We start from the raw sequence: 14005 nt of genomic DNA on the forward strand, positions 1-14005 counted from the left end.
CTCTAGTCCTTCGCTCAGCCGACGGCCGTGAAGATGTCGATGGAACCGGACTTCAGCGTGACGATGGCGCGCTTGGTGTCCTTGCGCTTGCCGGTGCCGAAGCGGGTGCGGCGGGTCTTGCCCTGACGGTTCAGGGTGTTCACCGACGCGACCTCGACCTTGAAGATCGACTCGATGGCGAGCTTGATCTCGGTCTTGTTCGAACGCGTGTCGACGAGGAAGGTGTACTTGCCCTCGTCGATCAGGCCGTAGCTCTTCTCAGAGACGACCGGGGCGATGATGACGTCGCGCGGGTCCTTGTTGACGGCCATTACGCGTTCACCTCTTCCTTGTTGCTCTTGGCGGCGATGAAGCCCTCGAGCGCCGCCTGCGAGAAGACGATGTCGTCGCTCACCAGGACGTCGTAGGCGTTCAGCTGGTCGTACGTCAGCACGTGCACGGTCGGCACGTTGCGGACGCTCTTGAAGGCGAGCTCGTCGTCACGCTCGAGCACGACGAGGACGTGCTTCGAGGTCGCGATGCCGCTCAGCAGGTCGACGACGGCCTTGGTGGACGGGGCGTCACCGGTGGTGAAGGCCTGGACGGCGTGGAGGCGGCTGCCGCGGGCGCGGTCCGAGAGAGCGCCGAGCAGAGCAGCGGCGATCATCTTCTTCGGGGTGCGCTGAGCGTAGCTGCGCGGCGTCGGTCCGTGGACGATGCCACCACCGGTCATCTGCGGGGCGCGGATGGAACCCTGGCGGGCGCGACCGGTGCCCTTCTGCTTGAACGGCTTGCGGCCGGCGCCGGAGACCTCGCCACGACCCTTGGTCTTGTGCGTGCCCTGGCGCGCCGCGGCGAGCTGGGCGGTGACGACCTGGTGGATCAGCGGGATGTTGGTCTGAACGTCGAACAGGGCGTCGGGAAGCTCGATGGAGCCGGCCTTCTTGCCCTTGAGGTCGACGACGTCAATCGAGGTAGCCATTTACCTTAGGCCCCCTTCACTGCGTTGCGGACGAAAACGATGCGGCCACGAGCGCCGGGAACGGCGCCCTTGACCAGCAGCAGGCCCTTCTCGGCGTCGATGCCCTGCACCTTGAGGTTCAGGACAGTGACGCGCTCGCCACCCATGCGACCGGCCATGCGCATGCCCTTGAAGACACGGCTCGGGGTCGAGGAGGCGCCGATGGAGCCCGGCTTGCGGTGGTTGCGGTGCGCACCGTGCGAAGCGGAGACGCCCTGGAAGTTGTGGCGCTTCATCACACCGGCGAAGCCCTTACCCTTCGAGGTCCCGACGACGTCGACCAGCTGGCCGACCTCGAAGGTCCCGTCGACGGTGAGCTCCTGGCCGGCCGCGTACTCGGCGGCGTCGGCGGTGCGGACCTCGGTGAGGTGACGACGCGGGGTGACGCCCGCCTTGTCGAAGTGGCCGGCGGACGGCTTGTTGACCTTGCGCGGGTCGATCTGGCCGTACGCGATCTGGACGGCGTTGTAGCCGTCGGCCTCGGGGGTGCGGACCTGGGTCACGACGTTCGGCGTGATCTCGATGACGGTCACGGGGATGAGCTTGTTGTTCTCGTCCCAGACCTGGGTCATTCCGAGCTTCTTGCCGAGGAGGCCCTTGGAAGTCTTCGTGTCAGCGTTGGACATGGTGGCACTCCCCCTTAGAGCTTGATCTCGATGTTGACGTCGGCGGGCAGGTCGAGACGCATGAGCGAGTCGACGGCCTTCGGCGTCGGGTCGATGATGTCGATCAGCCGCTTGTGCGTGCGCATCTCGAAGTGCTCGCGGCTGTCCTTGTACTTGTGGGGCGAACGGATGACGACCACCACGTTCTTCTCGGTGGGAAGCGGCACCGGGCCGACGACGGTCGCGCCGGCACGGGTCACCGTGTCGACGATCTTGCGCGCCGAGGTGTCGATGACCTCGTGGTCATACGACTTAAGCCGAATGCGGATCTTCTGTCCCGCCATGTCTGACTCTCTCTCTTGTTATGGCGTCGTACGAGACGGCTCTCTCGAGCCGTTCTTCGCATTGGACGCGGGCGACGTACGCGGTGGAACGCCACTATTCTTCTGTCAACTCGTGATCGAACCTGTCACAGGCACAGAGTTAGCCCCTGGTCTCGTGGGTGTTCGAATTGAGCGTGTCCTGCTGCCTGCGGCCTAACCTCACGTCGCCAAAACCGCGAATGAACACGGTGCAACGGGCTATGCACTGCCTGGCAGTGATCCGGTCGAAGCGCGCGTAGACGCGCTCGTTCCGGAATGTTGAACTAGACAAGTTTGCCAGATCGCGGCCCAACCTGCAACCCGGGCGTGTCGCGGCGTCGGGAAACCATCCGTAGCCAGAGCGGGCCGCTGTGATGCACCATGTGCTTGCACGCTCGTCACCAGCCGCGAATGCGCAGCGGAAGGAGCAGGGGGATGCGAGATGAAGATGAGGAAGCCCGGTCGGCCCACGCTCAGTCGCGGCCCGATCGCGGCGAGCAGGTGGACTCGTGCACGCTCATCGTGCGGCTGAATTCCGGGATCGAGCTGGAGTACGACCTGGATCCCCGCCGCTTCACCCTGCCGTGACGACGTCCGGCGAGCGGACGCCACACATAGCGGAGCGGGGCCGACCCTAGCCGACCCCGCTCGAGTAGCGCCTCGCGCCGCTACTCAACTGATGTCCACGACCGCTATGCGGCCCCCGAACTTCCGTTACGAGAACCTGTCAGCGATGTGGGCTGGTTTGCGAGGCTGTGGGAATCCATAGGCGCTCCTCTCGTCGAACGGAACCGTCCGGTTGAAACGGTGCGTCCATTCTGCGACTCCATCGCCCTCAGGTAAAGCGGTCGGAGCGGATAGCCAGGAACGCGAAAGAGGGCCGGACCCGAAGGCCCGACCCTCTCACGAGTGAAGTCGAAGGACTTACTTGATGATCTTCGTCACCGTACCGGCGCCCACGGTGCGGCCACCCTCACGGATGGCGAAGCCGAGGCCCTCCTCCATGGCGATCGGCTGGATCAGCTCGACCGACATGTCGGTGGTGTCGCCGGGCATGACCATCTCGGTGCCCTCGGGCAGCGAGATGACGCCGGTGACGTCGGTGGTACGGAAGTAGAACTGCGGACGGTAGTTCGTGTAGAAGGGGTTGTGACGGCCACCCTCGTCCTTCGAGAGGATGTAGGCAGTGCCCTCGAAGTTGGTGTGCGGGGTCACAGAACCCGGCTTCGCCACGACCTGGCCGCGCTCCACGTCCTCGCGCTTGGTACCGCGGAGGAGCAGACCACAGTTCTCGCCGGCCCAGGCCTCGTCGAGCTGCTTGTGGAACATCTCGATACCCGTGACCGTGGTCTTCTGCGTCGGGCGGATGCCGACGATCTCGACCTCGGAGTTGATGGCCAGGGTGCCACGCTCGGCGCGGCCCGTGACGACCGTGCCACGACCGGTGATGGTGAAGACGTCCTCGATCGGCATGAGGAACGGCTTGTCCTTGTCACGCACCGGGTCGGGGATGGAGTTGTCGACGGCGTCCATGAGGTCGAGGACCGACTGGACCCACTTCTCGTCGCCCTCGAGAGCCTTGAGGCCCGAGACGCGCACGACGGGGGCGTTGTCGCCATCGAAGTCCTGGCTGGAGAGCAGCTCGCGAACCTCGAGCTCGACGAGCTCCAGGATCTCCTCGTCGTCCACCATGTCGGACTTGTTCAGCGCGACGAGCAGGTAGGGGACGCCGACCTGCTTGGCGAGCAGAACGTGCTCACGGGTCTGAGCCATCGGGCCGTCGGTGGCGGCGACCACGAGGATCGCGCCGTCCATCTGAGCAGCACCGGTGATCATGTTCTTGATGTAGTCGGCGTGACCCGGGGCGTCAACGTGCGCGTAGTGGCGCTTCGGCGTCTCGTACTCGACGTGCGAGATGTTGATCGTGATACCACGCTGACGCTCTTCCGGAGCCGAGTCGATCGACGCGAAGTCGCGCTGAACGTTGGTCGCCGACGGGTACTTGTCAGCAAGCACCTTGGAGATCGCCGCGGTGAGCGTCGTCTTGCCGTGGTCGACGTGACCGATGGTTCCGATGTTGACGTGCGGCTTAGTCCGCTCGAACTTGGCCTTAGCCACTGTGGGTCCTCCTCAGGACTCTCGTGTAGAGGCGCCGGTCGATGGATTTCGACCGGAAGCTCTACGGGATTGGTTTCTTATGTTACGGGATGTTGCCGAAGGCTTGAGACCCGAGGTCACTCGCCCTTGCTCTTCTGGACGATCTCGTCGGCCACAGCCTTCGGGACCTCCGCGTAGCTGTCGAACTGCATCGAGTACACCGCGCGGCCCGAGGTCTTCGACCGCAGGTCACCGATGTAACCGAACATCTCCGACAGCGGGACGTTGGCACGCACCACCTTGACACCGCTGGCGTCCTCCATGGACTGGATCTGCCCGCGACGGGAGTTCAGGTCGCCGATGACGTCGCCCATGTACTCCTCCGGCGTACGCACCTCGACCGCCATGAGCGGCTCGAGGAGCACCGGGTTCGCCTTCCGAGCGGCCTCCTTGTAGGCCATCGAGCCGGCGATCTTGAACGCCATCTCCGAGGAGTCGACGTCGTGCGCTGCACCGTCGAGGAGCGTCGCCTTGACGCCCACCGTCGGGAAGCCGGCGAGGACGCCGACCTGCATCGCGTCCTGGATGCCCGCGTCCACCGAGGGGATGTACTCGCGCGGGACGCGACCGCCGGTGACGGCGTTCACGAACTCGTACGAGGTCTCCGGGGTGACCTCCATGGGCTCCAGGCTGATCTGCACCTTAGCGAACTGACCGGAACCACCGGTCTGCTTCTTGTGGGTGTAGTCGTACTTCTCCACCGTGCGGCGGATGGTCTCGCGGTAGGCCACCTGGGGCTTGCCGACGTTCGCCTCGACGTTGAACTCGCGCTTCATGCGGTCGACGAGGATGTCGAGGTGGAGCTCGCCCATGCCCTTGATGACGGTCTGGCCGGTCTCCTGGTTCTGCTCGGTGCGGAACGTCGGGTCCTCTTCGGCCAGCTTCTGGATCGCGGTGCCCAGCTTCTCCTGGTCGGCCTTGGTCTTCGGCTCGATGGCGACCTCGATCACCGGCTCCGGGAAGGTCATCGACTCGAGCACGACCTGGTTGTCCGGGTCGCTCAGGGTGTCACCGGTGGTGGTGTCCTTGAGGCCGATCACCGCGTAGATGTTGCCGGCGGTGACGAAGTCGACCGGGTTCTCCTTGTTGGCGTGCATCTGGAAGATCTTGCCGATGCGCTCCTTCTTGCCCTTGGTCGAGTTGATGACCTGGGCGCCGGAGTCGATGCGGCCCGAGTAGACGCGCACGTAGGTGAGGCGACCGAAGAACGGGTGCACCGCGACCTTGAAGGCCAGGGCGGAGAACGGCTCGGTGGCGTCGGCGTGGCGCAGGATGACCTGCTCCTCGTCGCGCGGGTTGTGCGCCTCGATGGCGGGCACGTCGAGCGGCGACGGGAGGTAATCGATCACGGCGTCGAGCATCGGCTGCACACCGCGGTTCTTGAACGCCGAACCGCAGAGGACCGGGTAGATCTCGTTGTTCACGGTGAGCTTGCGGATGGCCGCCTTGATCTCCGGAACGGTGATCTCCTCGCCGCCGAAGAACTTCTCGAGCAGCACGTCGTCGCTCTCGGCGACGGTCTCGATGAGCTTCGCGCGGTACTCCTCGGCCTTGGCCTGGAGGTCGGCGGGGATCTCCTGGACCTCGTACTTGGCTCCCATGGTGACATCACCCTTGGCGTCGCCGGGCCAGACCAGCGCACGCATCTCGATCAGGTCGACGACGCCGACGAAGTCGGACTCGGAACCGATCGGGAGCTGCATCACCAGCGGCTTGGCGCCGAGGCGCGAGATGATGGTGTCGACGGTGAAGTAGAAGTCGGCACCGAGCTTGTCCATCTTGTTGACGAAGCAGATGCGCGGGACGACGTACTTGTCGGCCTGACGCCACACGGTCTCCGACTGGGGCTCGACGCCCTCCTTCGCGTCGAAAACGGCGACGGCGCCGTCGAGGACGCGGAGCGAACGCTCCACCTCGACGGTGAAGTCCACGTGACCGGGCGTGTCGATGATGTTGATCTGGTTCTTGTTCCAGAAACAGGTCACGGCCGCGGACGTGATGGTGATGCCGCGCTCCTTCTCCTGCTCCATCCAGTCAGTGGTCGAGGCGCCATCGTGCGTCTCGCCGATCTTGTGGTTGACGCCCGTGTAGAACAGGATGCGCTCGGTCGTTGTGGTCTTGCCGGCATCGATGTGGGCCATGATGCCGATGTTGCGGACCTTGTTCAGGTCGGTGAGCACGTCCTGTGCCACAGGGTTCCTCCGAATTGTTGAAAGTGAGGGGTGCCGTCCGGGCGCGGCACTATGAGGTATAACGCCCGGACGGCCAGATTTATTACCGCGGTGCGGTGCTTACCAGCGGTAGTGGGCGAAGGCCTTGTTCGACTCGGCCATCTTGTGCGTGTCCTCGCGACGCTTGACAGCGGCGCCGAGACCGTTGGACGCGTCCAGGATCTCGTTCTGGAGACGCTCGGTCATCGTCTTCTCGCGACGACCCTTGGCGTAGCTGGTGAGCCAGCGGAGCGCGAGCGTGTTCGCGCGGTGCGGCTTGACCTCGACCGGCACCTGGTAGGTCGAGCCACCGACACGGCGGGAGCGGACCTCGAGGGTCGGACGGATGTTGTCGAGAGCCTTCTTCAGCGTGGTGACCGCGTCCTGGCCGGACTTGGTGGCGACACCCTCGAGCGCGTCGTAGACGATGCGCTCGGCGAGGCCCTTCTTGCCGTCGAGGAGGATCTTGTTGACGAGCTGGCTGACGACCGGCGCGCCGTACACGGGGTCGGCGACGACGGGGCGCTTCGGAGCGGGACCCTTGCGAGGCATTACTTCTTCTCCATCTTCGCGCCGTAACGGCTGCGAGCCTGCTTGCGGTTCTTCACGGCCTGGGTGTCCAGGGCGCCACGAACGATCTTGTAGCGGACACCCGGGAGGTCCTTCACACGACCGCCGCGGACGAGCACCATCGAGTGCTCCTGCAGGTTGTGGCCCTCACCGGGGATGTAAGCGGTGACCTCGGTCCCGTTCGACAGCTTCACACGGGCGACCTTGCGGAGCGCCGAGTTCGGCTTCTTGGGGGTGGTGGTGTACACACGCGTGCACACGCCGCGCTGCTGCGGGTTGGCCTTCAGGGCGGGAGCCTTGGTCTTGGTGACCTTCGGCGTCCGGCCCTTACGGACCAACTGCTGAATGGTTGGCACTGAACTTCTCCTTTTATGGACTGCACGGTGACAGTTGTTGCTTCTTCCCCATGAGCCACCCACCGGCTTCGCGCCCGCCATCGGAACGATGGAGGCTGTCGTCGGGTGGAACGGCACTTGGGGGAATCGGACGGCAGAGCCGGCCGATATGCCGTGGGGGCGGGGGTCCCGTGCGGTCTCCCTGCCCATCGGATGAGTACGTGCCAACCCGCTCGCTCCTGGCCCGGAAACCGGGCACGAAGCAAGCGCGCGACAGAGCGCACACCCGATAAATACTATCCGCCGGGGGCCGGTCGGTCAAATGAGCACGGGTGCGGGCGGCCGGTGTCCGCGCAGGGCGAAACCCACTGCGGCACCCGTCAGCCCTGGGTCGTCCCGTCCTCGTACTGGGGCGTGAACACGGGGGCGCCGTCCGGGCCGAACGTCACGGATCCGAAGTACTGGAACGAGAACGGATCCGTCGACGCCGGGCCGGTCGAGCCGTCCGTGGGGCTCGTCACCGTTCCGGATGCCTCGACGGTCCCCTCGTCGCTCGACACCATCCATCCGCCGTGCGCCCACGAGGAGTCGACCGCGACGAGAGGGCGTTGATCCAGCTTCCACTGGACGCCGCTCACCGTGTAGCCGTCGTCGGTCGTGTCGTCCACGACGAACGGGCATCCGGCCGGATCGGGAACGGTCGTCGCCAGGCACGCGTCCAGCCACGCGTCGACGGCGGCGCGCGCGGCGGTGTCGCCATCGGACGAGAGCTGGGCCGGGAAGCGGGTGGTCTTCGCCCGATCGGACGGGCTGGACGGCACGTCCGCATCCCAGATCCGGTAGGCGGCGTTGGGCGACGTGAAGCTCATGGGGTAGCTGCCCGGGAGAGCGCGGAATGTGACGATCGTGCGCAGCGCCTGCTTCTCGGGCCGGATGCCGGCGATGGAGTAGGTCATCCCGTCCGGCGCCTGCACCTCGAACGAGACCGTGTCCGGTGCGACCTTCGCCATGCGCCAGAGCGGGACGCCGGGGAGCCCGCCGGTCCGCTCGAACGCGAACGTTCGGCGCTGCTCCTGGTCGCCCTGCGTGAGGACGGCCTCAACGGTCGTGCGGCCCGACCGGGTCACCGGGTGGCCGACGGTGAACGACGTGATGCGATGCGTGGCCTTGGCATACGCCGTGTCGGTCAGCAGGATATCCCCGGCCGAGCGGTGGATCCCGGCGATGCGCATCGCCTGCTCCGCCTTGCCGTGCTCGAGCGCGGTCAGGTACCGCGCGACCAGCGTGCGCGGCAGCTCCTGCGCCATGCCGATCGTCGCGACCGACATCACGGCGCCCGCCAGCGTGGCGAGTACCGCCGCCGTGGCGCCCAGCCACAGCGCCGTCCGTGTCGACTTCTCCACGGTCAGCCCTGGGACCCGTCGCCGCGCGCCGGCGTGAAGACTGCACCGTCGCCGGTGAAGGTGACCGTGCCCGAGTACGCGAACGGGATGTCGCCGGTCGAGACCTGCCCGGTGGCGCCGTCGGCGAGCCTGGTCACCTTCGCCGTCGCCGTGACCGAGCCGCCGGAGCCGCGGACGTCCCACCCTCCGTCGTGCCAGTCTCCGTACATGTCGACCTCGGGGCGCGTCACCAGCGCCCACCGCAGGTCGCTCAGCCGGACGCCGTTCGCCGTCTCGTCCTTCACCAGGAACGGGCAGTTCGCCGGAGCGGCGTCCTGCGTGGCGAGGCAGGCGTCCAGCCAGTCCTCGACGGCCTTCTTCGCATCCGCGTAGCCCGTTTCGGAGAGCTCGGCGGCGAACTGCGTCGGAGTGACGACGCTGCCGACCGGATGCGAGATGGCGACACCGCTCTTCGCGGAGTAGTCGGCGCTCGACGAGTTGACCTTCACCGGGTAGCTGCCGGGGAGGGCGCGCAGCTTCGCAACAGCGTCATCGCTCGACGGCGTGACACCCGCGATGGTGAAGCTCAGGCCGCTGGGCCCCGCGGTCTCGACCTCGACGGTGTCCGGCGTCACGGGTGCCAGCTTCCACAGCGGGAGGAACGGCAGGCCACCCGCGCGCACGACGCGGAAGGAGCGGTGGTACGGGCGATCGCCCTGCTCGACCGTCGCATCCACCGTCGTCACGCCTTTGCGGGTGACCGGGGCCCCGAGCGTGAACGAGGTGATGCGGTCGGTCGCGGTGGCGTAGGCCTTCTGGGTCAACAGGATGTCGCCGGATCGCGGAGTGATCCCGCCCAGCGTCATCGCCTCCCGGGCATGGCCGTGCACGAGGGCGTCGAGATAGCGCGCGACCACGGTGCGCGGCATGCTCTGCGCCGCCGCGACGGTGGTGACGGAGAAGAAGGCGCCGACGGCCGTGCACAGCACGGCAGCGGCGGCGAGGACCCACCAGAACCAGCGGACGCGGACGGTGCGCTTCGCGGGCGCGGCTTCGGACTCGGTGCTCACGTGGACTCCCCCATACCGGCCGGATACCGATCGGCCGACAATCAGCTTAGGGGCGGGACGCAGAAGAGCGCGGGCACCCTTTCGGGGTACCCGCGCTCCGCTGTCGTTTGGGTTCGGCTCAGCCGCCGATGCCCTTGGCGAGCTCGCTGTCGACGTTCTGCAGGGCGTCGGCCGCCTTGGTGAGGAACTGCGACATCCCGTCGAGTCCGTTCACCGCCTCGGTGGTGCCCTTGGTGAACTGCTCGTACGAGGTGTGGAAGGCGCCGGACGCCTGGTCGGTGACGAAGCCCCCGTTCACGAGCCCGTTCACCAGGTTCTGCAGCTCGTGGAGCTTCGCGGTGATGTCGTCCTTGCCCGCGATGAGGCGGTTGGCGGCATCGGTCATCTCGCCGTACGTGACGTTCATGTTGGCCATGACGGTCCTTATCCCTTCGGTTCGAAAGAGGCCGTACCCCCGGGGCCGACCAGCTACGTCCACCTAACCAGGCCTGCGGAGAGGACGGAATGGGGAGCACTCCCCATCCGCCGGAGTTCACGCTCGCCGGGCCAGCGGGATAGCGTGGCTGCCATGCCGTCGTACAGCCCGATGAAGCCGAACCCGAACTCCGCCGCTGCACGCGGAACCAGGTCGCGTTCGGACCGCTCCTCGACACCGCCGTCGCAGGCCGAGCGCGCGCTCCGCCCTCTCGGATACCTGCTGGTGGCCCTGGTGTGGACGGTGCTGGGCGCGGTCACCCTGGCTCTCCCCGCCGCCCTGCCCTTCGGTCTCTGGAGCACGAACCCCGACTTCAGCTCCCGCGAGTTCGTCACGGGCGGTGACACCGTGATCATCGTGCTGTTCCTCGTGTTCGCCCTCATCGTGCTCGTCCCGCTTCTCGGGTACGCCTTCGTCGCGCTCGCGCTCGGATCGGTCTCGCTCGCCGTGCTCTCGTGGACGTACGTGGTCCGCAGCCTGCGACCGTCGTATGCGGGCGAGCGGCTGTCGAGCACGGGATGGTCGCGCAATGTCATCGGGCCGGTCACGGTCGGCAAGACGGCACTGTCGCTGCTCCCCGTCCGGATGACGCGCTGGACGGCGTTCTGGACCGAGATCATGTTCCTCGGCTGGCGACCGGGACGCGCCGTGCTGGTCGCCGGCATCCCCTACGGTCTCGCGTCGTTCCTCGTCGCCGGCTGGCTGTTCTGGCCGGTCGGCCCGATCGGCGCGGTCGTCTGGACCGTCGTGACGGCGGCGCTCGTGGTGACCACCGTCGTGCTGATCGTCCGCGAGTACCGCCGCCGGGTGAGCGGGCGGAAGGTGAGCGGACGGAAGGTCAGCGGGCGGAGGCCGGCTGCACGAGAGGCGCGCGGAAGCTGATCGAGTCGATCATCGCGTCGAACAACTCCAGGTAGAGCTCCGGAGCCGTCGCCATCGGCGCGTTGATGCGCGCGTGGATGAGACGCGAGCCGTCCGGAACCGCGAACCGGTAGTCGGCCACCAGTTCGGGAGCGGACTGCTCGTCGTAGGTCGTCTGCCGGACCTGCGATCGACGTCGCACCGGCCCGATGGAGAACTCGAGCGCGTCGTCGTCCGGGAAGCAGCGCTGCAGGTGCGTGGCGGTGTCGTCGTCCGGTCCGGGTGTCGTCGGCCACTCCTCGCGCGACAGCACGATGGAGGCGGGGAACGGCACCCCCGGGAGGATCTCCATCGAGAGCGCGAGGGCGAAAGCCGAGGTCGCGTCCGCCAGGGCGACCAGGTGCTCCAGCTCGGTCTTCGCCGTGCGCCGGACGCGCGCCAACCGGTCGGCGCGACCGACCCGCTCGGTCACGAGGCGCGCGATGCGCCGGGAGGCCGCCTCCTCGTCGTGCAGCGGGATCATCACCCACGTGCCGGGGAAGACGATGGTGAGCTCATCGTCGAGCGAGGTCAGACGTGCGTCGGTCATGCGAACTCCCCCAGAGTGACGCGCAGCGAGTCGGCGATGGCCTGCGTGTCGGTGACCATGTCGTCGAAGCCGCCGATGAATCCCGATCGGAACACGGTGTGGAACGCCTGTGCGGACCCGACCGGGAAGATCGCGAAGACCACCCGCTGCTCCAGGAGCGCGTCGCCCGCGTCGTCGTCGGCGAGGGCCGTCAGGTGCGTGAAGCCGACGAGCTCCCCGACCGCATGGGCCGTGCGCCAGGAGCGGTAGCCGAGGGTCTCGTAGCCGGGGCGGCGTTCGGCCGCATCCGCGTCGGTCGCAGCGAGATAGCTCTCCGGGCTGTCGTCGACCTCGAGCTGCAGCAGCTCGAACGTCTGGTAGGCGTTGAGGACGCCCGCCGACGGGATCGGGATGTACACCCGCGCGCGGGTGCCTCCGGTCGGGTCCTCGGCGTGCAGCACCTGCTGCAGGGCGCGGAGCTGGGCCGTCAGGCCGGCCGCCTGCTCACCCGCGTCCAGGGTGGCCGCGAATCGCTCCGGCCAGTCCCCTCGAGGGTCCTCGCTCAGCAGCTCGACGTCGTACCAGCCCTCCGGGGCCTCGAACGTGAAGTCGACGATGTCGCGCGGGCGCAGCGTCATACCGGGTCAGCCTCCTCAGCCGTTGTTGCTCTTGTAGGTCGGAACATACTTGTCCGCCTGGCCGAGCGCGAACTTCTGCAGGTCGATGCTGGGGATCTTGGGCAGATCGGTGTGGTTGCCGCCGTCGAACTTGTTGGCGATCTCGTCCACCTTGCCCGGAGCGTTGACCAGCTCGATGCCCTTGTTGATCAGCGCGGTGCCCTGGTGGTACGCGGCGACGACGGTGAGCGGGTTCACCTCGCGGGCGCCGACGTCATGCGAGACGGCCCGCACGACGTTCTGGTCGATGCCGAGCAGCGTCCGCATCGCCTTCGCCTTGTCGGCGCCATCCGTCACCAGGGCCTTGTACGCGGCGCGCTGGCCGGCGGCCGACTCGCCGGCGGCCTGCCAGATCTTGACCGGGTTGACGTCGTTGAGCGGCTTCTCGAAGAGCTTCTTCGTCGCCGACTTCATCAAGCGCTTGCCGATCTGCATCTTGAGCATGGCGTTCGGGCTGGTGCGCACACCGCCGACCAGCCGCGGAGCACGGGCCAGCGCCTTGATGCGCGCGGCCTTTCCGAGGAACGCGAAGATGCGTCCGCCGAAGAGGCTCAGCGCGACGCCGACGGCGGCTCCGATAATGTCGAGGAACGTGCCCTCGCCGTTCGCGAACTTCACGACGGCATCGACCAGCTTGATGATGGATGCGACCAGCGCGATCACGACCAGCACCTGTCCGAGGATCGGAACCCAGGAGAGGAAGATCGCCAGGACCCCGGCGATGTCGCCGATGGTCTCGATGACATCCATCACCTTGTCCCAGAAGCCCGGGTTCTTCAGGCCGTTGTTGTGGTGGTCGACGACGTCGACGATCGCGTCGACCGCCTTCTCGGCCGCGCGGTTCTTCTTGTCGCGGGCGTCGTACCAGGCCTGGTGCGCCGCCTGCAGGGCTGCGTTCGCGTCGCGGGCGGCATCGTCGGCCTTGTCGGCCGACTTACCTGCGGTCGCGGCGTCCTCCGGCTTCGCCTTCTGCGCGTCGGTGTGGGCGGTCGTCGCCGCCTTGTGCGCCGCATCCGCCGCGCTCTGCTTCTGCTCGATCAGCGCGATGGCCTTGTCGGCGTCGTCCTGCGCCTCGCGCAGCTGGGCGGCGTACGTGATCAGCGCGTTCGCCGTCTTCGAGTAGCGGTCCTTGGCCTTGTTGATGTCTTCTGCGGTGTCCTTGGACATCTCCTGCAGCTTCGACACGGCCTGGGACTTGTAGCCGTCGAGGTCGTGGATCTTGTTGAGCTCCTTCACGGAGCGCTGGATCGCCTCGCCGATCGACTCGTAGTGGCGGGCCTTCGCCTCCAGGACGTCGGGGTCGCCGGTCAGCGGCTGGAACTCCTTGTCGCTCACTTGTGGTCCGCACCCTTCTTCTCGTCCAGCGCCTTGGCGAGGTCGCCGTCCACCTTCACGAAGTTGTCCGCCACCGCGGCGATGACCTGCTGCACGTTCTTCACGTTCTCGGTCATCTCCTTGCGCTTCTCGTTCCACTTGTGGGCGAAGTCGCGGACGTGGCTGTGCAGGTCGTCGTGCCCGGTCGCCTCGGCGACGGAGTCGCTGAAGTCGTCGGCGTTCTGGAACTCGCGCACGACGGCGTCGAGGTCATCGCGCAGCTGCACCAGCTCGTCCAGCTTGAGTACGAGATCGGACACTGTTCCTCCCCTTCCGGTGGCGACCGCCGGAGTCCTCCGGTCATCCTGCCTTCAGCAACGTACCGGTGGACCAGCGGGGAAGCGATGGGGAGCGGTCCC

General features: G+C 66.9%; 17 protein-coding genes. 2 read left to right on the plus strand and 15 right to left on the minus strand.

Annotated features, from left to right (window positions below):
* Positions 1 to 14: 14 nt before the first annotated feature.
* From rplW to rpsJ, 4 genes are read right to left on the minus strand one after another with little or no spacing between them, the layout of a single operon-like run.
* The gene (rplW, locus tag ABIC47_RS02125; RefSeq protein ID WP_018191966.1) at positions 15 to 311 is read right to left on the minus strand and encodes a 50S ribosomal protein L23; all 297 of its coding nucleotides are present in this window, start codon (positions 309 to 311) and stop codon (positions 15 to 17) included.
* Positions 311 to 961 carry a 50S ribosomal protein L4 gene (rplD, locus tag ABIC47_RS02130; protein WP_018191967.1) on the minus strand — a complete coding sequence of 217 codons (651 nt, stop codon included), beginning with the start codon at positions 959 to 961 and terminating at the stop codon, positions 311 to 313. Before rplD ends, rplW begins: the two co-directional genes overlap by 1 nt.
* 5 nt (positions 962 to 966) lie before the next feature.
* Positions 967 to 1626 (minus strand): 50S ribosomal protein L3, encoded by a 660-nt coding sequence (gene rplC / locus ABIC47_RS02135; RefSeq protein ID WP_020076939.1) that lies wholly within the window; start codon positions 1624 to 1626, stop codon positions 967 to 969.
* Between the two features lie 14 nt (positions 1627 to 1640).
* The gene (gene rpsJ, locus ABIC47_RS02140) at positions 1641 to 1949 is read right to left on the minus strand and encodes a 30S ribosomal protein S10 (protein ID WP_018191969.1); all 309 of its coding nucleotides are present in this window, start codon (positions 1947 to 1949) and stop codon (positions 1641 to 1643) included.
* Between the two features lie 453 nt (positions 1950 to 2402).
* Between rpsJ and ABIC47_RS02145 the strand changes: the two genes are divergently transcribed.
* Positions 2403 to 2555 (plus strand): hypothetical protein, encoded by a 153-nt coding sequence (locus ABIC47_RS02145; RefSeq protein WP_018191970.1) that lies wholly within the window; start codon positions 2403 to 2405, stop codon positions 2553 to 2555.
* Between the two features lie 336 nt (positions 2556 to 2891).
* Here the strand turns inward: ABIC47_RS02145 and tuf are convergent, their stop codons facing one another.
* The 7 genes from tuf to ABIC47_RS02180 all read right to left on the minus strand — a co-directional run bounded on the left by tuf (position 2892) and on the right by ABIC47_RS02180 (position 10106).
* Positions 2892 to 4085 carry an elongation factor Tu gene (gene tuf / locus ABIC47_RS02150; RefSeq protein ID WP_018191971.1) on the minus strand — a complete coding sequence of 398 codons (1194 nt, stop codon included), beginning with the start codon at positions 4083 to 4085 and terminating at the stop codon, positions 2892 to 2894.
* Between the two features lie 116 nt (positions 4086 to 4201).
* Positions 4202 to 6316, minus strand: a complete 2115-nt coding sequence (gene fusA / locus ABIC47_RS02155; RefSeq protein ID WP_018191972.1) for an elongation factor G — start codon at positions 6314 to 6316, stop codon at positions 4202 to 4204.
* 99 nt (positions 6317 to 6415) lie between these two features.
* The gene (gene rpsG / locus ABIC47_RS02160; RefSeq protein WP_018191973.1) at positions 6416 to 6886 is read right to left on the minus strand and encodes a 30S ribosomal protein S7; all 471 of its coding nucleotides are present in this window, start codon (positions 6884 to 6886) and stop codon (positions 6416 to 6418) included.
* On the minus strand, positions 6886 to 7260 hold the full coding sequence (gene rpsL / locus ABIC47_RS02165; protein WP_011186743.1) for a 30S ribosomal protein S12: 375 nt from the start codon (positions 7258 to 7260) through the stop codon (positions 6886 to 6888). The genes rpsG and rpsL overlap by 1 nt, the downstream gene beginning before the upstream one ends.
* A 359-nt stretch (positions 7261 to 7619) precedes the next feature.
* On the minus strand, positions 7620 to 8642 hold the full coding sequence (locus tag ABIC47_RS02170; protein WP_354476754.1) for a hypothetical protein: 1023 nt from the start codon (positions 8640 to 8642) through the stop codon (positions 7620 to 7622).
* Between the two features lie 2 nt (positions 8643 to 8644).
* Positions 8645 to 9691: a hypothetical protein gene (locus ABIC47_RS02175; protein ID WP_354476756.1), complete on the minus strand. Its 1047-nt coding sequence runs from the start codon at positions 9689 to 9691 to the stop codon at positions 8645 to 8647.
* 118 nt (positions 9692 to 9809) lie between these two features.
* A complete protein-coding gene (locus ABIC47_RS02180) occupies positions 9810 to 10106 on the minus strand; it encodes a WXG100 family type VII secretion target (RefSeq protein WP_018191976.1) in 297 nt (98 codons plus the stop codon).
* Between the two features lie 153 nt (positions 10107 to 10259).
* On the opposite strand from ABIC47_RS02180, the gene ABIC47_RS02185 reads away from it, so the two are divergent.
* Complete coding sequence (locus ABIC47_RS02185; protein WP_354476758.1) at positions 10260 to 11048, plus strand: hypothetical protein; 789 nt, start codon at positions 10260 to 10262, stop codon at positions 11046 to 11048.
* On the opposite strand, the gene ABIC47_RS02190 is transcribed toward ABIC47_RS02185, so the two are convergent.
* Genes ABIC47_RS02190 through ABIC47_RS02205 form a run of 4 tightly spaced genes read right to left on the minus strand, consistent with a single transcriptional unit; the run spans position 11005 to position 13906 of the window.
* The gene (locus ABIC47_RS02190; RefSeq protein WP_018191978.1) at positions 11005 to 11616 is read right to left on the minus strand and encodes a hypothetical protein; all 612 of its coding nucleotides are present in this window, start codon (positions 11614 to 11616) and stop codon (positions 11005 to 11007) included. The two genes, ABIC47_RS02185 and ABIC47_RS02190, sit on opposite strands and share 44 nt — an antisense overlap.
* Positions 11613 to 12233, minus strand: coding sequence for a hypothetical protein (locus tag ABIC47_RS02195; RefSeq protein WP_354476760.1), 621 nt, complete (start codon positions 12231 to 12233; stop codon positions 11613 to 11615). The genes ABIC47_RS02190 and ABIC47_RS02195 overlap by 4 nt, the downstream gene beginning before the upstream one ends.
* 15 nt (positions 12234 to 12248) lie before the next feature.
* Positions 12249 to 13607 carry a putative T7SS-secreted protein gene (locus ABIC47_RS02200; protein WP_020487544.1) on the minus strand — a complete coding sequence of 453 codons (1359 nt, stop codon included), beginning with the start codon at positions 13605 to 13607 and terminating at the stop codon, positions 12249 to 12251.
* The gene (locus ABIC47_RS02205; protein ID WP_018191980.1) at positions 13604 to 13906 is read right to left on the minus strand and encodes a hypothetical protein; all 303 of its coding nucleotides are present in this window, start codon (positions 13904 to 13906) and stop codon (positions 13604 to 13606) included. The genes ABIC47_RS02200 and ABIC47_RS02205 overlap by 4 nt, the downstream gene beginning before the upstream one ends.
* Positions 13907 to 14005: the final 99 nt, after the last annotated feature.

The sequence above is a fragment of the Leifsonia sp. 563 genome, from assembly GCF_040545055.1.
Lineage (GTDB): Bacteria > Actinomycetota > Actinomycetes > Actinomycetales > Microbacteriaceae > Leifsonia.